The organism is Solobacterium moorei (assembly GCF_036323475.1).
In the GTDB taxonomy this organism is placed as follows: domain Bacteria; phylum Bacillota_I; class Bacilli_A; order Erysipelotrichales; family Erysipelotrichaceae; genus Bulleidia; species Bulleidia moorei.
On record NZ_AP028934.1, the window covers coordinates 1,958,763 to 1,978,773 of the forward strand.

General features: G+C 37.0%; 19 protein-coding genes. 3 read left to right on the forward strand and 16 right to left on the reverse strand.

The window, feature by feature from the left end:
* Positions 1 to 11 precede the first annotated feature (11 nt).
* From RGT18_RS09870 to RGT18_RS09885, 4 genes are all read right to left on the reverse strand, one after another.
* Entirely contained in the window at positions 12 to 179 is a 168-nt protein-coding gene (locus RGT18_RS09870; RefSeq protein ID WP_156022766.1) for a DUF6903 family protein, read from the reverse strand.
* Positions 180 to 187: 8 nt separating this feature from the next.
* Positions 188 to 1,057, reverse strand: coding sequence for a carbohydrate ABC transporter permease (locus RGT18_RS09875; protein ID WP_028077430.1), 870 nt, complete (start codon positions 1,055 to 1,057; stop codon positions 188 to 190).
* An 8-nt stretch (positions 1,058 to 1,065) separates the two neighbouring features.
* Positions 1,066 to 1,959, reverse strand: coding sequence for a carbohydrate ABC transporter permease (locus RGT18_RS09880; RefSeq protein WP_028077431.1), 894 nt, complete (start codon positions 1,957 to 1,959; stop codon positions 1,066 to 1,068).
* Positions 1,960 to 2,040: 81 nt separating this feature from the next.
* Positions 2,041 to 3,387 carry a carbohydrate ABC transporter substrate-binding protein gene (locus tag RGT18_RS09885; protein ID WP_006526231.1) on the reverse strand — a complete coding sequence of 449 codons (1,347 nt, stop codon included), beginning with the start codon at positions 3,385 to 3,387 and terminating at the stop codon, positions 2,041 to 2,043.
* 176 nt (positions 3,388 to 3,563) lie between these two features.
* Here RGT18_RS09885 and RGT18_RS09890 point away from each other — a divergent pair, with 176 nt between their 5' ends.
* On the forward strand, positions 3,564 to 4,415 hold the full coding sequence (locus RGT18_RS09890; protein ID WP_006526232.1) for an AraC family transcriptional regulator: 852 nt from the start codon (positions 3,564 to 3,566) through the stop codon (positions 4,413 to 4,415).
* 40 nt (positions 4,416 to 4,455) lie between these two features.
* Here the strand turns inward: RGT18_RS09890 and pheT are convergent, their stop codons facing one another.
* From pheT to RGT18_RS09940, 10 genes are all read right to left on the reverse strand, one after another.
* Entirely contained in the window at positions 4,456 to 6,852 is a 2,397-nt protein-coding gene (pheT, locus tag RGT18_RS09895; protein ID WP_028077433.1) for a phenylalanine--tRNA ligase subunit beta, read from the reverse strand.
* Between the two features lie 13 nt (positions 6,853 to 6,865).
* Positions 6,866 to 7,903 carry a phenylalanine--tRNA ligase subunit alpha gene (gene pheS / locus RGT18_RS09900; protein ID WP_028077434.1) on the reverse strand — a complete coding sequence of 346 codons (1,038 nt, stop codon included), beginning with the start codon at positions 7,901 to 7,903 and terminating at the stop codon, positions 6,866 to 6,868.
* Positions 7,904 to 8,379: 476 nt separating this feature from the next.
* Complete coding sequence (locus RGT18_RS09905; protein WP_245580894.1) at positions 8,380 to 8,517, reverse strand: hypothetical protein; 138 nt, start codon at positions 8,515 to 8,517, stop codon at positions 8,380 to 8,382.
* A 339-nt stretch (positions 8,518 to 8,856) separates the two neighbouring features.
* On the reverse strand, positions 8,857 to 10,656 hold the full coding sequence (locus RGT18_RS09910) for an ABC transporter ATP-binding protein (RefSeq protein WP_051240883.1): 1,800 nt from the start codon (positions 10,654 to 10,656) through the stop codon (positions 8,857 to 8,859).
* Positions 10,622 to 12,439 carry an ABC transporter ATP-binding protein gene (locus tag RGT18_RS09915; RefSeq protein ID WP_028077435.1) on the reverse strand — a complete coding sequence of 606 codons (1,818 nt, stop codon included), beginning with the start codon at positions 12,437 to 12,439 and terminating at the stop codon, positions 10,622 to 10,624. Before RGT18_RS09915 ends, RGT18_RS09910 begins: the two co-directional genes overlap by 35 nt.
* 90 nt (positions 12,440 to 12,529) lie before the next feature.
* Complete coding sequence (locus RGT18_RS09920; protein WP_211220270.1) at positions 12,530 to 13,510, reverse strand: sensor histidine kinase; 981 nt, start codon at positions 13,508 to 13,510, stop codon at positions 12,530 to 12,532.
* Entirely contained in the window at positions 13,507 to 14,232 is a 726-nt protein-coding gene (locus tag RGT18_RS09925) for a LytR/AlgR family response regulator transcription factor (RefSeq protein WP_028077437.1), read from the reverse strand. Before RGT18_RS09925 ends, RGT18_RS09920 begins: the two co-directional genes overlap by 4 nt.
* 73 nt (positions 14,233 to 14,305) lie before the next feature.
* On the reverse strand, positions 14,306 to 14,812 hold the full coding sequence (locus tag RGT18_RS09930; RefSeq protein WP_211220271.1) for a GNAT family N-acetyltransferase: 507 nt from the start codon (positions 14,810 to 14,812) through the stop codon (positions 14,306 to 14,308).
* Positions 14,761 to 14,934 carry a GNAT family N-acetyltransferase gene (locus RGT18_RS09935; RefSeq protein ID WP_211220272.1) on the reverse strand — a complete coding sequence of 58 codons (174 nt, stop codon included), beginning with the start codon at positions 14,932 to 14,934 and terminating at the stop codon, positions 14,761 to 14,763. The genes RGT18_RS09930 and RGT18_RS09935 overlap by 52 nt, the downstream gene beginning before the upstream one ends.
* 21 nt (positions 14,935 to 14,955) lie before the next feature.
* Positions 14,956 to 15,663 carry a type 1 glutamine amidotransferase family protein gene (locus tag RGT18_RS09940; protein WP_028077438.1) on the reverse strand — a complete coding sequence of 236 codons (708 nt, stop codon included), beginning with the start codon at positions 15,661 to 15,663 and terminating at the stop codon, positions 14,956 to 14,958.
* 75 nt (positions 15,664 to 15,738) lie between these two features.
* Between RGT18_RS09940 and RGT18_RS09945 the strand changes: the two genes are divergently transcribed.
* Together RGT18_RS09945 and adhE are read left to right on the forward strand one after the other, a co-directional pair.
* Positions 15,739 to 16,017: an acylphosphatase gene (locus tag RGT18_RS09945; RefSeq protein WP_028077439.1), complete on the forward strand. Its 279-nt coding sequence runs from the start codon at positions 15,739 to 15,741 to the stop codon at positions 16,015 to 16,017.
* A gap of 169 nt (positions 16,018 to 16,186) precedes the next feature.
* Entirely contained in the window at positions 16,187 to 18,847 is a 2,661-nt protein-coding gene (adhE, locus tag RGT18_RS09950) for a bifunctional acetaldehyde-CoA/alcohol dehydrogenase (protein ID WP_211220273.1), read from the forward strand.
* Between the two features lie 30 nt (positions 18,848 to 18,877).
* On the opposite strand, the gene RGT18_RS09955 is transcribed toward adhE, so the two are convergent.
* Positions 18,878 to 19,282, reverse strand: coding sequence for a hypothetical protein (locus RGT18_RS09955; protein WP_028077441.1), 405 nt, complete (start codon positions 19,280 to 19,282; stop codon positions 18,878 to 18,880).
* On the reverse strand, positions 19,279 to 20,010 hold the full coding sequence (locus RGT18_RS09960) for a TrmH family RNA methyltransferase (protein WP_028077442.1): 732 nt from the start codon (positions 20,008 to 20,010) through the stop codon (positions 19,279 to 19,281). Before RGT18_RS09960 ends, RGT18_RS09955 begins: the two co-directional genes overlap by 4 nt.
* Position 20,011 lies beyond the last annotated feature (1 nt).

Consider the following 20,011-nt stretch of genomic DNA (forward strand, 5'->3'; position numbering starts at 1 on the left):
ATATCGTCCCCCTATTTAAATCTCTTGTTATACATATGTATAACTGCCAAAATACCAATCAGTCCAACTACCTGAACACCAAGATTCACATAGCCAACTTCTCTTTGACCAATAATTACCATTGCTAGACTGACAACAAATAGAATTGCCATCAAGATTGATTCTGTTGTTCGATTCATATGCCCTCCTAATCCTTTAGACCACCTAAGGTCATACCTTGGGTTAAACGTCTTTGTACAAGAATGTATAAGATCAATGTTGGCAACATAACAATCACAAGTCCTGCATACATCGGTCCATAATTGGTCGCTGCTTTCTGTGCGGACATCAGATTCTGTAGTCCTACCGGCAATGTCTTAAGTGCCTTTGTCTGCACAAGTGTTAATGAAATAATGTATTCATTCCAAAATGCCAAGAAGTTAAATAGGATAACTGTGATAATACTTGGCTTGGCCATACGGAACATGACTCTGACCATGGTTGTAAAGTAACCACAACCATCGATTTCCACAGCTTCTTCATATGCCTTTGGTAAAGAACGGAAGTAGCTTGCAAGAAGATATACTGTAAATGGAATTGCCGTAGATGCATACACAAGCGCAAGAACAAAACGGTTATTCATAAAGAACTGTAGACCGCTCTTTGCAAGTGACTTATCCCAACCATTCAACATTAAGAAGATTGGCACAACAATGTAGTTTACGTTAATAAATAAGCCAGCCATGATGAGTGTGTTAAAGAACTTTCTGCCTTTGAATTGGAATCTAGCAAGTACATACGCAGCCGGTAATGAAACTACCAGTAAGATTGCTAGAGCCATTGCAGTTACAAGTGCTGAGTTCAAGATGAAATCACCAACTTGCGCAATTTGGAAGGCATCAATAAAGTTCTGAATGTTAAATCCTTGTGGTAATGCCCATGGATTTCCATAGAACTCTGCATTCGTTTTAATCGAAGCTAAGAATACCCAAGATACCGGAATGATAATGGATATCGCTAAAGAAATCAGTGCAACATATATAAAGATTTTGTATAAATCAAAATGTTTTCTCTTCATATTGCCCCCTAAATCTCAATCGAATCACGATGTGTTACACGATTGATTGCCCATGATAAGGTAAATGAGAGAATAAACACAACTGTGCCGATTGCCATACCATAGCCATAACTTGAACGATTATATGCCTGCAAGTACATGTAACTGAGTACCGTTTCACTGGCTCCATCAGGACCACCACCGGTCATGACTTGCACAAATAAGAAACTTAGATTAATGGTTGAAATGACGAAGAATGTAAGTGTTGTACGAATATTGTCCCAAATCATCGGAATCGTTACCGAGAAGAATTGTTTTACTTTTCCACTACCCTCTAAAGACGCTGCTTCATAAAGGTGTTCCGGTATTGTACTCATACTTGCCATGTACATCACCATGTAATAACCGATTGCCTGCCAAATTAATGCGGCAACTAATGCATAAACAACTAAACCAGGATCACCAAGGTACTTTGTCGTACCTGCACTACCGTTAAATAGTCCTACAAGTGAATTTAATAAACCATTTTCAGATGGATCATAAATTGCACTGAAAATTGCAGATATAACAACGACAGAAAGGATATTTGGAATATAGAATATGATTCTAAAGAAGTTTTGTCCTTTAATCTTTTCACGAACCAGAATAGACGCAAACAAGATTGCGAAAGCCATCGTTATGATTGTTACCAATACGATGATTAAGATTGTATTCTGGAGTGCACGGATAAAGCTCATATCTTTAAATAACATCTGAAAATTCTTTAATCCTATAAATGTACGGTTATCACTTAAACCACCCCATTTAAACATCGACATCATAAACACATTTATCGTTGGATATATCATAAACAGTGTTAGTAATATCATTGCTGGAGCTAAGCATATTGTGATAAACAGCTTCTTCTCAACACTTTTTTTCATTTCATTACCCCCTTCCTTAAAATAACGACGGCTGTCCACCATCGTTATTTTAATGAATTCTAATACTTAACAGCTCATTGATTATTTATTTGCTTCGGCAATCTGTTCAACAGCCTTCACTGTTGCGTCATACCATTCATCAACTGTCTTGGAACCATTTACGATTGAGTTTACAGTTGCGTAGAGAACACCTGTATTAGCATCAGCTACACTCACACCTTCAACGATGTTGTCCATAACTTGGAAACCTACTGCATTTGACTTAGCACCATTGTCATAGATTGTGTAGTATAAAGCATTTTCGTCATCCTTACCGATGAACTTAGAAGCATCCTTAGTTGGCATTACAGCACCACCATTTTCATAGAATAACTTTGTAGCTTCATCAGAGTATAAGAATGTAATGAACTTCTTAGCTAATTCTGGATTCTTAGCTTCTTTAGGAATAAATACCTGTTCTGTAAATGTTGTAGAGTAAGCATCACCTGTAGCAGTTACCTTAGGTAAAGCTGTGAATCCCCATTCAAATCCATTGGCACGTGGAGCTTCCTTCATTTCACCTGGTAACCATGTTCCGTTAGGAACGAATAATGCCTTGTTGTCTAAGATTAATTGCTGGTTCTTCTTAAAGTTATCACCGTTAGCATTAGCTACTGTTGTTGGTTCAACATACTGAGCAAGCTTGCCCACGATTTCGAATGCCTTCTTAACTTCTGGTAACTTCCAAGCATCAACGTTATATGTCATTAACTTAGCATATACTTCTGGTCCTGCTGTTTCATTTAATAAAGCAGAGAAGAATGCATCGAAGTAGCCTGTTGTTGGGTATGTGAATAATGAGATACCTTCAGCCTTAGCCTTTTCTCCTAATTCCCACATTTCATCCCAAGTTGTTGGTACACTCCATCCCTTTTCCTTAAATAGGTTAGCATTATAGAATAGTCCACATGGGCTATAGTTGATAGGTGCTAAGTACAATTTACCATCAGCGTATGGCTGTGTAGCTAAACCTTCGTAGATACCATCGATGAGCTTATCCTTCACCTTTGTATCTTCACCTAATACTTTTTCATCAAGTACGCTTGTAATGTCTGTTAACATCTTTTCAGCGATCATTGTGTCTGTTAAGCCACCCTTAGATCCAACTGATAAGTAAACTAAATCAGGATATGTTCCAGCTTGAACTTCGCTACGTAATGTATCAGCGATATTCTTTTCTAAGCGAAGGTCAACCTTAACGCCTTCTTTTTCTTCGAAAGCCTTAACAACAGCTTCCCAACCCTTTGTGCCATATCCGCCGTCTAGACCAGAAATGTGCAATGTTGTTTCTTCACTTTCCTTCTGTGAAGAAGCAGCTTCTTTTTTACTACAGCCAACTGCGCCGACTGCGAGTAAACCAGCTAATGATAATGTTAATAACTTTTTCATATGTTCCTTTTTTCCCTCCTAAGAAACTTATTTGATAATCTCAGTGTATTGTTGAAAACGCTTTCAAACAAGAGATATATTGCTTTAAATTAGCGAAATATTGCTATCATTTATATCAAAAGCAATTTTTCGTATAATTAGCCAAAAAATAATCATTTCAAAACGCGATACATGTTATGATTAAACCAATGATTACAGCTATTTCACAAAACACAAGCGAAGATCGTTCTTTCGGTAAAATCTTGTATGTTACTCACTCTCGCTATGAAGGAGATTGGCATTCAACTCCGCACAATCATGCATGTGCAGAGCTTTTCTACGTAATCTCAGGAGAAGGCAAATTCTTTGTCGAAGGAAAATATTTAGACATTCAAGCAGATGACCTAATTATCGTAAATTCCTATATTGAACATACTGAAGTCAGTAAAGAAAACTCTCCTCTCGAATATATTGTAGCAGGTATTGAAGGTTTACATTTCCATAGTGATGATAAACGTTTCAACAGTAACTTCAGCATGCATAACTATAAAGCATATAAGAATGATATTCTCTTCTATCTCAAAACATTACTGCATGAAATGGAACATCAGGATGAATACTCTCAACACTTAGTAAACTCCCTACTAGAGATAATGCTTATAAACATGGTACGTCGTACCAATACAACATTAAACGTATCCCCAGTGAAAAAGACGACAAAAGAATGTATCTTCATCGAAAACTATATCAATGATCACTTTAAAGAAGACATCGACCTAGATAAACTCAGTGAATTAACATTCTTAAATAAATATTATTTAGTACATGCATTCAACCAATATAAAGGGATTTCTCCTATGCGTTATTTGATACAGCGAAGAATCTCTGAGGCAAAGTTCTTATTAGAGACTACCAGTTATAGTATGAATGATATCTCTGCTATTATCGGCTTCTCAAACCAAAATTACTTTACCTTTGCATTTAAACGTGAAATTGGTTGTTCTCCGAGTGCATATCGTAAACAATTCCTAAAAACAAAAGAGCAATAAACATGCATACAAAAGCCGAGCGATTACTCGGCTTGTTTTGTTATGAACGCAAGTCTGCTGATAGCTTTTCTTTGAGTGTTGCAAGAATTGCATCGTGTACAGCACGTACTTCTTCATCGCTTAGTGTATGATCAGTTGCTTGATATGTAATACGTAAGGCAACCGACTTCTTACCTGCTTCAACGTGTTCTCCTTCGTAAATATCGAATACTTCTGATTTACGAACAAGCTTCTTACCTGTACTATTGATAATCTTTAACATTTCTTCTGCTGTTACTTCTCTATCTACGACTAAGGCAATATCACGTGAGATAGATGGATAACGATCAATAGGTACAAACTTCACCTTAGAAGCACTCGTCTCATTTACAACATCCAATGATAGTTCCGCATATGTCACTCTCTTTAAATCATACTTCTTCACATAACTTGGATGTAATTCACCAAATAGACCTAATGGTTTACGGTCTAAGAGAAGCTCTGCACTGCGGTATGGATGGAAGTGTTCAACATCTGTTGTATTTGGACGTACAGTAATACGTGCGTCATTGAAACCACAACGATTTAACCATGTCATTAGGATTCCCTTTAAAGCATAGAAATCACCAACTTCATTTAACTTGTGGAGTGGATCATTTTGAACATTACCATCTAATACAACCGCAAGTCTTTCTTCTTCCTTATCCTTTGCATAAACCTTTGAGATTTCAAACAATAGGTTATCTGTATTCTGATGTGCTTCATTATATTGTACGCTTGTTAATACAGAGTTTAATAAGCTTGCACGAATGTACTTACGATTCTCTGACATTGGCATTGCAAGAGGAATTGCTTCGCCAAGTGGAGAGAGAGCTGTCTTCATTTCTTCTTCAGAGATTAATGTATATGTAACGATTTCATTGAGACCAAAGGACTTCAATGTTTCGCGTGTCATACGTCTGAGTTTCTGCTTTGATGTTAATTGACCAACTGTTGTACTCATCACTGGTAATGTAGACTTCAAACTACCAAAACCAATCAAGCGTACGATTTCTTCGTCGATGTCTGCACGACCTTCAATATCTACACGGTAACTTGGGATATGACATGTAATCTCATCCCCATTTACTTCCGGTTCAAAGTTTAGCCATGTGAGTGTTTCCTTCACTTCATCCATTGTAAATGCTGTGCCTAATAAGGCGTTACAGTGAGAGAGTGTTTCCTTTACTACAACTGGCTTATAGCCATCTGCACCATAAGTAACTGTCTCTTCAAATCTATCTGCACATGCATACTCTTGTAATAATTGTACAGAACGGTCCATTGCCTTTTGTGCTGCTAATGCCTCAATACCCTTTGTAAAGCGCTGTGCTGCTTCTGTAATAAGGTTTAAACGGATAGATGAGCGACGTACAGATGTCTTATTGAAATGTGCTGCTTCGATAAAGATGCCTTCTGTTGTTTCATCAATCATAGACTCTTCACCACCCATAATACCGGCAATACCAGTCACCTCACCATTTGTAGTGATTAGGATATCTCCCTTTTCAATCGTAAACTCTACGCCATCCAGTGCAGTCATCTTTAATGTGCGGTCATCCACAACTGTAATTTCTCTTGCCGGAAGCTTTGCAAGATTGTAATAGTGTAATGGCTGTCCTGTTTCCAACATTACAAAGTTGGAAATATCAACAACATTATTAATTGAATTGATCCCTGCTGCATGTAAGTATTCCACCATCCACTTTGGTGATGGTCCAACCTTAACATGGTTTACAACTTTACCCATGAAGAAGTCACACTTTTCAGTGTTGCTTGCCACCTTGAATGTGGATGGTGTTCCAATATTGGATTTACCAGCATAATCAGGCCACTTCACCTCACGGTGTAAAATAGCACCAACTTCCTTTGCCATATTCCACATACTAGAACAATCTGCACGATTTGGTGTTAATGATACATCTAAAATCGTGTCATCATAGCCTATGTATCCAAGTACGTTTGTTTCACCAACAGGTGCATCTTGTGGTAATTCTTCAATTCCGTTGATTTGTTTTTCTGTAAGGTATTTATGATCGATACCTAACTCACGTAGTGAGCAAAGCATACCATTTGATTCAATCCCATGAAGTGGTTTTGCTTGAATGGTAATTCCAGGTAAAACTGCACCTGGTAAAGCTGCGATTACCTTTAAACCCAATCGACAGTTTGCGGCACCACATACAATTTGAGTGGTGTCGTTTTCACCTGCACCATAGCGAACAATTGTACGGTGTAAATGTGTATCTGGAATATCTTCACACTCAATTACTTCTGCAATCACAAGACCTGTACCCTGTGCCATTGGTTCAATTCCTTCAACCTCTAGTCCAGCAGTTGTTAATCTGTCCGCTAGTTGTTGTGGCGTAATATCACTTAAATCTACATATTCCTGTAGCCATTTATAACTTAGTCTCATTGCCTTCCTCCTCTTAGTCAAAACGATCGAATATCTTCAAAAAGCGAACGTCATTTGTATAGAAGTTACGAATATCATCAATTCCATATTTCAACATCGCAACTCTTTCAAGTCCTACACCGAAGGCAAATCCAGAATACTTCTCAGGATCAAATCCATTCATGCGTAATACATTTGGATGTACCATACCTGCACCTAGGATTTCAATCCAACCAGATCCCTTACAAACGTTACAACCCTTACCGTTACAGAATGGACAGGATACATCAACTTCTACTGAAGGCTCTGTAAATGGGAAGTACGATGGACGGAAACGAACTGTTCTACCTTGGCCAAACATTGTACTGGCCATATATTCTAATGTTCCCTTCAGGTCAGCTAAAGTAATATTCTCACCAACGACAAGACCTTCACACTGCATAAACTGATGGCTGTGTGTCGCATCGTCGTCATCACGACGATAAACCTTACCTGGGCAAATTAGCTTGATTGGAACCTGCCCCTTTGCCTTCTCTAATTCACGCATCTGCATCGCAGTTGTGTGAGTTCTTAATAATGTATTTGGATCGATATAAAACGTATCCTGCATATCACGTGCTGGGTGATCCTTTGGCGTATTGGCCAATTCAAAGTTGTAGTAATCCTGTTCAACTTCAGGACCTTCCGCAACCTTATAGCCCATACTTAAGAAGAGATCTTCAATCTCCTGTTGAATCATTACAAGTGGATGTGTTGTGCCAAGCTTGTGTGTATCTCCAGCTAATGTAATGTCAATCTTTTCGGCTTCTAGCTTACCAGCAAGAGCCGCAATCTTTAATACTTCTTCTTTTGATTCTAATACTTTGGCAACCGTATCCTTACATACGTTTACTTTCTGTCCAAAGGCTGGCTTCTCCTCTTGTGGTAAAGCCTTCATCTCAGACATTAAAGCCTGAATACTACCCTTTTTACCCAAGTATTGAATTTTGACTTGTTGTAATTGTTCCAGGGTTGTTGCTTGCTCAATCGCAGCTAACGCTTCCTCTTGGACCTGCATAACTTTATCGCTCATCGACCTTTTCCTCCATAAAAAAATTCCTGCAAAATATTGCAGGAACGTTATTCACGCGGTACCATCCTGATTCGCACAATCGTGCGCACCTCAATTGATCTGTAACGTAGATATACGGGAATGATTAATCCCACTGGAAAAGTGAATTCACCAAGCGTCTTCTATAGAACCCTTTCAGCGTTTAGGTTCCTCTCTTTCTATAGCGTGTTTGGCTACTACTCTTTTCGTTATCGCTTTAATAGCCATATTATACGGCAAATCACATAAAAATGTCACTAGTTTTCACAAAATCAACAATCCACTTTTACGCCATCTTGCAATAACCATTTTGTAATATCAAACACCTTTATACCTTCTATATCATAATTTTCATGCTTCGTATTTGTGACTATAACTTTAGGATAGGAATCTTTCATTTCTTGTAATGGTTTAAGTTCTCTATTTAATGTGTCTTGACTAGTTATATCATCAGAAACCTAAATATATACTTTTTCATTCTGCTTCATAGCCACAAAATCAATTTCCTTTTGATAGAGTCTTTCAACGTAGATTGTATATCCTCTTTGCAATAACTCAAGAACCACTAAATTTTCATAGGCACGCCCATAATCCATATTACGGTACCTAACATCACATAGCGAAATCTTAAATCACTCAAATAGTGCTTATCCGATGTTTCCAAATATTATTTGCCACTATTGTGCACATTATTATCGTTGTTCTTTTCTAACCAATCGACATAATCATGTACGAATCTGATTTACTAGAACGTCATAAACCAGTAGTTATTTTTATATCAGATATTCCACGAAGACGAATCAATCAATTTAAACAATCTCTTACAATATACTTCACTATCTTTCTCCTTTCGAAACTCAAAAATTTTTAAAGTTTCGAAAATATTGTTCTCTTACCAAAAAGAAAATATACTGTCGAAACAGTATACCTTCTGGTTATTGTTGATAATACTCTGCTTGTGCTTGATAGAGTGTGTAATATTCACCTTGTTGGTGCATGAGTGAATCATGATTACCATCTTCTACTAGCTTACCGTCTTTAAAGACAACGATACGATCACAGAACTTACATGAACTCATACGGTGAGAGATATAGATGGCTGTTTTACCTCCAACAAGTTCATCAAAGTTCTCATAGATTTCCGCTTCTGAAAATGGATCTAAAGCTGCAGTAGGTTCATCTAGGATTACAAATGGTGCATCTTTATACAATGCACGTGCAATTGCTAGCTTCTGTGCTTCACCACCAGATAACTTAACACCTTCGCTGTTTAAATCCTCTAACACACAATCCATACCATTCTGACTGGACGAAAAGCGCTTCTCTAAACCTACGTCTGCGATAACCGCATTGATATCTTTTTCTTCATTATGATGACCACACTCAAGATTTTCTTTTGCGCTGATGTTGAACATACTAAAGTCTTGGAATACTGGACTGAAGATTTTTGTATAGTCATTGAAGTTAAACTTTTGAATATCAATACCATTTAACAAGATTCTACCTTCTGTCGGTTGATACAAACGACATAACAACTTGATGATTGTTGTCTTACCTGCACCATTCTGTCCAACTAATGCTAACTTTTCACCAATCTTAAATGTAAGATTCACATTGGATAATACGAGTTGTTTGCTATTTGGATAGTGGAAGCTTACATTTTCAAAACAGAATTCATATGCATTATCATTTCTCTTTTCGATTGGTAATGAGCCTATTGTACGAATAGATTCATCATGTAAGAAATCCGTAAAATGATTTAGATAATCCAATTGGAACACTGCATCACTATAAGATATAATCCAACCTGAAATATATTGAATGAGTTGTTGCATTGCACCTGCATATAAGAGAACAGAACCAATCGATAAATAACCATGCAAACTTAAGTATGCAATATAAATATATGTACATGCACCAAAGATACTTAATGCAAAATTATATACAGCTTCATATCTTCCTTTTCTCTTAGAAAAATCCAAATAAACATGAAATGTTTTAATGATATTTTTAAAATACTTTCCAAACAAATGACTCATTTGATTGATCATAATTTGTTTCTTATATTCTACATTGACCATTGTTGTGATTAGATAGCTAGACACTGAATTGTTATGAATATTTTTCGCATTTAAATCTTCGTGATACGCACTTGTGCGCTTTAAAATGATAATACCTAAGCAAATGCAACCAACTGCTAGTAATAGTAGCAGTACTAAATAGAGTGAATACTGCATTGCTTGATAAAACAGATACCCTACAAAGCATAATGCATAAAGAACGGAAAACAAGTTGGTATATAGCAGAATTATATTCCGTAAGAAAGAACCAGTTCCACCTGAAGCGTTTATATGATTTCCTACTGCACGAACTTTTGCCATACTTTCGTTATCTTCAAAAATATCGTAGCGCATGGTAAACGACATATAGTTTACTTGGCTTGTGATTACTTCGTCTGTAATAAATTCATATCCTTGTAAATAGGAGTCAATCCAATTACCGATAAAGGATAATAGATACGCACTCACTAGCATAATCGTGACAACTTGAATTGCATCTTGAAACTGGCTTGTAAGTAATAAGTCTAAGATACGTGAATATCCAAATAGTAAAATAAAGTTAGGTGTACTTCTACAGAAAGCTAATGTAATCATCTGTACATTGATGTGAGGAAATTGAACTTTTAAAAGTTGAATCAAATCATGCGTTTGTTGATAGAATTGCTTGAACTTCATCTGTCTCTTCCTCCTTGTAGTATTTTGCCTGTACATCAAACATTTCTGCATATTTACCATTTAATTTCATGAGTTGTTCATGTGTTCCTTGCTCAATAATCTCTCCATTTTCCAAGAAAACAATATTGTCACAAAAGCGTGTAGAAGCTAAACGGTGTGAAATAAATAATGCACTCTTTTCTTTTGTAATTTCCTTATACTCTTCATACATATCCTTTTCCGCAAGTGCATCCAGTGCTGCAGTTGGTTCATCCAAGATGAGTATAGAAGGATTTTTGTAGTATGCTTTTGCAAGCAATAAACGTTGTTGTTGTCCACCACTGAGGTTGATTCCATCAGATGATAGATCCGTATTGATGTAACTATGAATTCCATTTGGCAAGTGATTCACAATCGTATCTAGCTTAGAGATACATAAAGCTTCTTGTACTCGATTTTCATCGTAATCTTCTTCATGAAGACAAGAAATATTTTCGCCAATCGTCATAGAGAATAAATCAATTTCTTGGAACACGATTCCAAGTTTTCCAAAGTAATCCTCTTTATTAATATCTTTCAAATCGATACCATTGACTAAGATTCTTCCTGAAGTTGGTGTATACAATCCACTTAACAGTTTCACGATTGTCGTCTTACCTGCACCATTTACACCCACAAGAGCGAGTTTCTCTCCTGCTGTAAAGTGTAGATTAAGATTTTTTAAAACATACTTTTTACTTTCTGGATATTGGAAAGATACATTTTCAAAAATGATATCGAATGGCGCAACAACCCTCTTACCGTCCTGGTTGATAACATTTTTATCCAGTTCAAATTCATAAGTTCTCTTTGTTAGATCTAGGTTAGAATGTAATCTAGCAATCTCAGCAGTTAATGCCGTGAATCGTTGACCATAACTAATCACAATACCGATATAGAGAACAAATGAACTCATTTCAATCATGCCATGCATCATCAAATAAATTAGATATCCATAGGTAATCCCATCACGGATAAATCCTAAAATAACATCCGTTTGCGCAATCCATCCTTTGTATTTTGAAGCAGCGATAGTCTTCTGTACGAGAATATCGTTATTTTCTTGCATCTTTGCCTTTAGCAGGTCTTGCATCTGGTAGAGACGAATATCTTTTCCCTTCGCACTCTTTTGTGAAAGGCTATTAAAATAACGAGACTTAGAATAATTCTCTGCCTTTTCTTCATCTTTCTTTAAATACAATGCATAACATTTTTCATAGATTCCATAATGAAGAAAGGAAATAAATAATAGAGCTAAAAGGATTGGCAAACCAATTTGACTGATAAAAGCTGCATATAGTATCAAGCTGAGTATCGCAGATAAAACAATCACAGTATTATGATAGACACCTTCCGCGCCTTCCATATTCGAATTTAATGCACGAATTCCATTTTCAAGTTTTTCCTGAGCAAGCTTTGTTTCGTAGTAGGAATAGGTTAAATCCTGCACCTTTTTGAGCACTGGTAAGATGAATATATTTTGTCTTGGTATGACGTATTGCATACAATTTCTTGTTGCAAGGTAAACATGCCACATGCTAAAGAGTCCATACACCGCAAATAAACCAAGTATTTGTAATACCAATGTTGTCCAATCTTGGGTTGTAGTAATAAATTGAATGACAGCAGCTGGTAATAATACAGCGATAAATCCTTCTATTACCGAGATAACAATCTCTAACAACATCATTTTGATTACATGTGGGTCGCATTTCCATAATCGGTAGAGCATATCCTTATAAATATTCCATCTAGTAAGCTTCATAGCGATTACCTCCTTGCAGAAATACAATACTTCAGATCACTGATATAAATAAAAAAATGCATGAATTGTTCAAATTCATGCACGAAATGCTTATAGTGGTAATACAATCTCTGTTGCAAATACACCCGGTTCATTTTGACGGTTTAAATATCCATCATATTTCTTAACGACCTGGTCAACTCTCTTTAGCCCATGTCCATGGTCGCCTCGTTTCGTCGTGAAATAGTGATCGGTACGTTGTTTCACTGTCTCACTTGTAGCGTTTGTAATCGAGATATAGAGTTGTTTCTTTAGAATGCCAATATAAACTCGGATAAATCGTTCATCCGGATCTTTTATCTTACGACAAGATTCAATCGCATTATCTAATAGATTTCCTAAGATAACGCACAAGTCTAAATCTGATACATGTAATTGCGGTGGAATTGACGCATCACAATGAATACGAATTTGTCCTTTTTCCGCAATCGCAAGCTTCGCGTTCAATATAGAATCCAATTGTAAGTTTCCAGAATGATAGAGTGTATCGATAGAATCCAAATCTGTCTCAAGTTCATTGAGATAGTTTTTCATCTGCTCAACTTTATTCAAAGAAAGATATCCTTTTAAAGACTGTATATGGTTATGATAATCATGTCTCCATCCACGCATGGTCATGTATATGTTTTCAATTTCATCCATTTGTTGTTTCATCAGTTTATTCTGATAGACGATTGTTTTATCTTCTTCACGCTTCATAATTCTTTGCAAAAGATATTCCAACAAAACGAAAATGAGTGCACCAATACCACCTGCGACAGTACCATTATAGTAAACACCAAGGAATATGATTCCCAAATACAATAGAATGACGATAACCGAAAAGATCCGCTCTTCTTTAAAGAAGTGATAATGATTCCAAATAAAACATAGCAGTATCCAAACAGTTATCATATAAGAGAAGCGATAAACACTATATCCTATAATTCCTAGTATTACGGTTGATATAATAACATGCATGAATGTTATTTGCATCTTCTTGAGAATGGCTTCATAAAGTGCTAAACCAATCAATATGATTACCGCAATCATAAAGCACCTCGATTGGCTGCGATGAATTCCTGCATACACATTTCATAATTACCACGTGCGATTGGGAATTGTACACCATCTTCACCAATACAATCCTTCTTTGTTACACGCACGATATTTTTCATATTTACCGCAAAAGAGCGATGAATCTGTAACAAAGGCATATGTAGCATTTCGAGAACTTCACGAATACTCTGTTTGATAATAATTGTTGTTTCCTCGCTCATACCATCACTACGCAAATAAATCTTTGTATCATGACCAAGTGCTTCAACACCAATCACATCACGATGATAAATTTTATATACTTCCTTTTTAGAAGAAATCATTGAAAATTCATCTGATATATGTAGTTGCTTGATTGCCTTATCTAGTATTTTGAATAGTTGGTCTTTCTCATATGGTTTTAAAAGATAGGCTAATGCGTCTACATCATATCCTTCAAAGACAAAGTCTTTGACACCACTGATGAAACATATCAAATGATTTAGACGTGCTTGTCTCATCTTACGAGCAAGCTCAATCCCTGTCATATTCTCCATTTGAATATCCAATAAAAGTAAATCTGCGACAAGCCCATTCTGCAAATCCCACCAGAGATTATCACAATCTGTATATTTTAATGTTTCAATTTCCAAATGATGTGCTTGTGCATATTCATGAATGTACTTACACAAGATATCCATTTGAAACTGTTCGTCATCACACACAATATATTTCATGCAACTATCATACCTTTTTCATCATAGATGTCCAACTTATATTTTGTTGTTCACCGAATACCACTGCATATTTCTATATATGTTTCCCTGATATATTTTGTGGATAAATCAATGTTTCAGGATGAGAAAACTCTAATGTTATATTTTTATGTGGATTAATCAAAAGATTCAAAATAAGTGGTTCTTTTGTATGCTCAGAGGTAGTCATCATTAGTTTGCGATATGGTTGGAAGCTACATTTTTCTTGAACCCTCTTTGATTGTTGGTTAAATGCAAAATATCCACAAAGCAGAAAGTCATAGTTTAATTCACCAAATAGATACTTAATAACAGCCTTTACTGCCTCTGGCATGATACCACTTCCCCAATAGTCTTTACTTAAAACAAAACCAAGTTCTCTTCCTTGATAGGTCGCAAACTCTGTCAAAGCTTCTTCTCTTCCATATTTTTTGATTTCAAGAGAGCCAATTACTTTTTGATCTTCTTTATGGTAGATTGCAAATACTTGGTTACTCTCGATAAACATATCTAATATTTTTTGCGTTTCTTCTTTACTAGCATGATGTTTCCAACCAGCCATTTCACCGACGCCTCAACAGAAGCGTAAGCATAAAAATCATCTAAGTCCTCTTTTACAAACGGTCTTAAAATAAGTCGCTCTGTTTCTAGTTGTATTCCATTGATATGAAAATCTGCGTTCATTAACAATTTCCCCTTTAGTAGTTATACATCATAACGATAACTATCATAGGCACGATAGATATCATCTAGATGTGTATGATTTAAAACGAAGGAATCTCCTAGTAATGTAAATTCACCATCAACAATTAATAGACCACTATTCTTAGGAATTGCAACAACAGGATTTCCTGCATCTTCAATTTCGCGAATAATCGTGGATAGATGTTCTTCATCTTCGACATAATTAATATCTACATCAAAATTGGTTAGTAGCCCTAGTCCTTCTTGTAGTTCAAATGCATTGTCTGGATTTGACTCGTGAAAAGTATTGAGTTGTACAAGTGCTCCTGCATGATGACCAATTAGAATACCATCAAAGTTACACAGTAAATCACGTAAACCTAAATCTTCGATTCTCTGCATGATCCATTCACCACAATCACCAGTGATTACAATAATATCCGCAGCTTCGATTTTTGCTTTTGCGGTTGCGTAATTATCTTGGTAATAATTAAACCAACTAATTTGTTTTTCACGGATACCGTAGTTATAGAAAGGACGCACCATCATTTCATACGCTGGTTTCCCCTTTGTAAATAAGTCATCCCAAGTCACAAATTCATTGGACCAACCATCGTTATACGATAACGGCATCATCAGTACCTTCATACCCTTTTCGATGAGTTGTGATAGTTCACCAAAGCCCCAAGCTTGATCGAATGTAAATTGATTTAATAGTATATGTATCATGTTTATCACCTGCATTCATTATATGGCTTGCCCAGTAGAAAATCTATTTTGTATAATCATTATAAGGAGGATGTTATGGTACGCTATCATATTTTTGTAGAAGGAAGAGTTCAAGGTGTCGGCTTTCGCTACTTCGTTCAGATGCATGCACAATCCTACGGATTAACTGGAAGTGTTAAAAATCTTGATAATGGTTTGGTGGAAATCTATGTACAGGGAGAAAGTGATACCATTGACCTATTCCTAGCGACAATTATCAAAGGTGATGGTCGTTTCATCAAAGTTAATGACTATTCATGTAAATCAGTTCCTATCATCCCAGATGAGCGAAGATTTACTTGTCAATATTACTAGTATATATACATCATTTCCCAAGGGCAAAAAGGCCCTTTTTTCTTCCCAAAAATACTTTTTCATAAATGTAAGCGATTACTTGTGATTTTATTATCATTTGGTATTGTCTTGGTTATATAAACATGGTATTCTTGCTTTACGTGAAATAATTCACATGGAGGAAAAGGACATGGCAGTCAAAAAGAAAGAAACAAAAGTAAACACAGCCCCTGTGGAAGTTCGTGTCAAAGAAGTAGACGAAAAAGTTGCCCTTGCATTAAAGGCACTTGATGACTACGCAACATTTGACCAAGAAAAAATCGACTATATTGTTGCAAAGTGCACAGTAGCGGCACTTGATCAGCACGGTACATTAGCTAAGGCAGCAGTTGACGAAACAGGACGTGGTGTATTCGAAGACAAAGCAACAAAGAACTTATTTGCTTGCGAATACATGGTGAACTACCTACGTGATCTAAAGACAGTTGGTATCATTAGTGAAGACCCTGTTACAGGTATTACAGAGGTAGCGGAACCAGTTGGTGTTGTTGCAGGCTTAACACCAGTAACAAACCCTACTTCAACAGCAATCTTCAAGAGTTTACTTGCATTAAAGACAAGAAACCCTATCATCTTTGCATTCCATCCAAATGCGCAGAAGTGCTCATCTGAAGCAGCTCGTATCGTATATGAAGCAGCTTTAAAGGCTGGTGCTCCCGAAAACTGCATCCAGTGGATTGAACATCCATCCATGGACGCAACAAACGCACTCATGAATCATCCAGGTGTATCTACAATTCTCGCAACCGGTGGTAACGCAATGGTTAAGGCCGCTTACAGCTGTGGTAAACCTGCATTAGGTGTAGGTGCTGGTAACGCTCCTGCATATATCGAAACAACTGCAGATATCAAGCAAGCAGTTAACGACATCGCGATGTCCAAGGCATTCGATAACGGTATGATCTGTGCAAGTGAACAGACAGTTATCGTTGACGAAAATATTTACGAAGATGTTAAGGCAGAATTCAAACACTATAATGTACATTTCTGCTCACCTAAAGAAAAGAAATTACTCGAAACATACATGTTTGGATATACAGCTCACTCCAAGGGTGTAGAAAATGCAAAGTTAAACGGTGCTGTTGCTGGTAAGCCAGCTGCTTGGATCGCTGAACAAGCAGGTTTCAAAGTAGATCCTCAAACATCTATCTTGATTGCTGAATTAGAAAAGCCAGGTGTTGAAGAACCACTATCTCGTGAAAAACTATCACCTGTACTCGCAATGGAAAAAGCAAGTTCTGTTGAAGATGGATTTGATAAAGCAGAAGCTACTGTAATGTTAAACGGTGTTGGACATACAGCTGCGATTCATACACGTTCCGCAGAATTAGCAAAGAAGTTTGGCGAACGCATCAAGGCTTGTCGTTTAATTTGGAACTCCCCTACTACATTCGGTGGTATCGGTAATATTTATAACTCCTTTATTCCATCATTAACACTTGGTTGTGGATCTTATGGTCATAACTCAGTATCTGGTAACGTTAGTGCAATTAATTTGATTAACATCAAGAAGATAGGTAAAAGGAGAAATACAATGCAGTGGTTCAAGATTCCAAGCAAGATTTATATTGAACAAAATTCCATCACATACTTACGCGACATGCGTGAAATCAATCGTGCATTCATCGTTACAGACCGTACAATGGTTGATTTAGGCTATGTATCAAGAATTACTGAACAGTTAGCAGCTCGTAAGAATAAGGTACAGGTTCAATTATTCTGTGACGTTGAACCAGATCCATCCTTACAAACAGTTAAGAAGGGTTGGGAATTAATGCAGGCCTTCAAGCCAGACACAATCATCGCATTAGGTGGTGGTTCCTCAATGGACGCTGCTAAGGGCATGTGGTTATTCTACGAACATCCAGAAGTTGACTTCGCTGACTTGAAGCAGAAGTTCATGGACATTCGTAAGCGTGCATTCCAGTATCCTGAATTAGGTAAGAAGTCACACTTAGTATGTATCCCTACTACATCAGGTACAGGTTCTGAAGTCTCACCATTCGCAGTTATTACTGATAAGGTAAACAAACTCAAGTATCCATTAGCTGACTATTCATTAACACCAACAGTCGCTATCGTTGACCCAGCCCTTGTAATGAGCTTACCTGCACAGGTTACAGCTGACTCCGGTATGGACGTATTAACACACGCATGTGAAGCATACGTATCTGTAATGGCTACTGACTACACAGACGCTCTTGCATTAAAGGCTGTTCAGATGGTATTCGAATACTTACCAAGAGCTGTACACTATGGTGCGAAGGATAAAGAAGCTCGTGAGAAGATGCATAACGCTTCCACAATGGCTGGTATGGCATTCGCTAACGCTTACTTAGGTATGTGCCACTCTATGGCTCATAAGATCGGTGCTGAATTCCATACAGTACACGGACGTACTTGCGGTACATTATTACCATACGTCATCCGTTACAACGGCACAAAACCAGAAAAACCAGGTCTATGGCCTAAGTACCAATACTACAACGCTGATGAACGCTACTGCCAATTAGCTCACGCTATCGGCCTCAAGTTCAACACAGTACAAGAAGGTGTCGAAAAGTTTGCTAAGGCAGTTCACGATTTAGGTGTTGAAGTTGGCATGGCAATGAACTTCAAGTCACAAAATGTTGATAAGAAAGAATGGGAAGAAAACTTAGAGAAGTTAGCTTACCTCTCATATGAAGACCAATGTTCTCCGGCAAACCCACGTGTTCCAATGATCAAGGATATGATCGAATTAATGCGTGCAGCTTACGAAGGAACAGAAATTCATTACGAACAACACTAATGACGAAAGGCACATCGCTCGATGTGCCTTTTACTTTTGATTCTGTTGTAACTTACTGTGTACTTGATTACACCAGCCAATCCACTTCTCTTCATATTCATGAGCAGAAATAACTCTATCAACCAAATCATATGGAGAATGAATTCCCTTTTGATTACATTGTTCTACACAATAACGATATAGATTCCAATCCAGTTCATCTTCTTCATAGACTAATGGTACCGATTCTAAACCTGCAAGTATTGCCGAGACTGCCCTTGTATGTCCATCCGTCAAGATTGGAATACCATCTAATACCTTCACAGGTAAAGGTTTAAAGTTTGATAAATCATCTTTACGAAACCATGCTTGAATGTTCGATAGTTTCGCTTGTGAAATATAAAACTGGGATGGTTGTAAATCTTTTAATAAATAGTTTGGATTCTTCTGGCTCATTTTCCACTCCGATAGTAATGCATGATAATTCCACCTGCTACTGCTACATTCAAAGACTCAAAGCCTTCCATTTCAATGCGTACGCGAAAGTCAGCCTGTGCAATGATATCTTGATGAACACCTTTCCCTTCATTTCCCATAACAAATGCCATACATTCTGTTACAGGTATCTCCCTCATTATTGTGGACTCCTTTAAGGAAGTCGCAATAACTTTTACACCCTGACTTTGTAATGCCGGAATTAGAGTAGAGAAGTCTTTGCGTACAACAGGAATATGGAATAATGCGCCTTGGGTAGAACGAATTGCTTTATCGTTATAAAGGTCACAAGTCTCAGTTGAACAATACACACCATCAAAGCCAAATGAAATTGCGGTACGGATAAGTGTACCAAGATTACCAGGATCTTGAATGCCATCCAGTAATAATAGACGATTCTGTTTTGTAATATCTAACTTACGTTGACGACACACCGCAATATAATGCACATTTGAAACATTCTCAGATAACTTCGCCATAATGGCTGGGGTTACTTCTACTATATGTTCAAAATCAAATGGTGAAGTTGTATCTGTTACAATGGTTTCTACGGCATTCGCCGCCAAAGCTTCCCCTATGAGATGCTCTCCTTCTACCAGAAATAAACCTGTTTCATCACGGTATTTTTTCTTATGTAGTAGGGTCCAGTTTTTAATTTTTGCATTCTGCAATGAACTTATCTTTTCCATA

Bases quoted from the DNA above. Each gene is read 5' to 3' on its own strand.
- pheT (WP_028077433.1), bottom strand. From the start codon at position 6,852: ATGAGACTAAGTTATAAATGGCTACAGGAATATGTAGATTTAAGTGAT.
- RGT18_RS09925 (WP_028077437.1), bottom strand. From the start codon at position 14,232: ATGAAATATATTGTGTGTGATGACGAACAGTTTCAAATGGATATCTTG.
- pheS (WP_028077434.1), bottom strand. From the start codon at position 7,903: ATGAGCGATAAAGTTATGCAGGTCCAAGAGGAAGCGTTAGCTGCGATT.
- RGT18_RS09875 (WP_028077430.1), bottom strand. From the start codon at position 1,057: ATGAAGAGAAAACATTTTGATTTATACAAAATCTTTATATATGTTGCA.
- RGT18_RS09915 (WP_028077435.1), bottom strand. From the start codon at position 12,439: ATGAAGCTTACTAGATGGAATATTTATAAGGATATGCTCTACCGATTA.
- RGT18_RS09945 (WP_028077439.1), top strand. From the start codon at position 15,739: ATGGTACGCTATCATATTTTTGTAGAAGGAAGAGTTCAAGGTGTCGGC.
- RGT18_RS09870 (WP_156022766.1), bottom strand. From the start codon at position 179: ATGAATCGAACAACAGAATCAATCTTGATGGCAATTCTATTTGTTGTC.
- RGT18_RS09940 (WP_028077438.1), bottom strand. From the start codon at position 15,663: ATGATACATATACTATTAAATCAATTTACATTCGATCAAGCTTGGGGC.
- adhE (WP_211220273.1), top strand. From the start codon at position 16,187: ATGGCAGTCAAAAAGAAAGAAACAAAAGTAAACACAGCCCCTGTGGAA.
- RGT18_RS09890 (WP_006526232.1), top strand. From the start codon at position 3,564: ATGATTAAACCAATGATTACAGCTATTTCACAAAACACAAGCGAAGAT.
- RGT18_RS09920 (WP_211220270.1), bottom strand. From the start codon at position 13,510: ATGATTGCGGTAATCATATTGATTGGTTTAGCACTTTATGAAGCCATT.
- RGT18_RS09910 (WP_051240883.1), bottom strand. From the start codon at position 10,656: ATGAAGTTCAAGCAATTCTATCAACAAACGCATGATTTGATTCAACTT.
- RGT18_RS09880 (WP_028077431.1), bottom strand. From the start codon at position 1,959: ATGAAAAAAAGTGTTGAGAAGAAGCTGTTTATCACAATATGCTTAGCT.
- RGT18_RS09935 (WP_211220272.1), bottom strand. From the start codon at position 14,934: ATGAACGCAGATTTTCATATCAATGGAATACAACTAGAAACAGAGCGA.
- RGT18_RS09960 (WP_028077442.1), bottom strand. From the start codon at position 20,010: ATGGAAAAGATAAGTTCATTGCAGAATGCAAAAATTAAAAACTGGACC.
- RGT18_RS09930 (WP_211220271.1), bottom strand. From the start codon at position 14,812: ATGGCTGGTTGGAAACATCATGCTAGTAAAGAAGAAACGCAAAAAATA.
- RGT18_RS09885 (WP_006526231.1), bottom strand. From the start codon at position 3,387: ATGAAAAAGTTATTAACATTATCATTAGCTGGTTTACTCGCAGTCGGC.
- RGT18_RS09955 (WP_028077441.1), bottom strand. From the start codon at position 19,282: ATGAGCCAGAAGAATCCAAACTATTTATTAAAAGATTTACAACCATCC.
- RGT18_RS09905 (WP_245580894.1), bottom strand. From the start codon at position 8,517: ATGGATTATGGGCGTGCCTATGAAAATTTAGTGGTTCTTGAGTTATTG.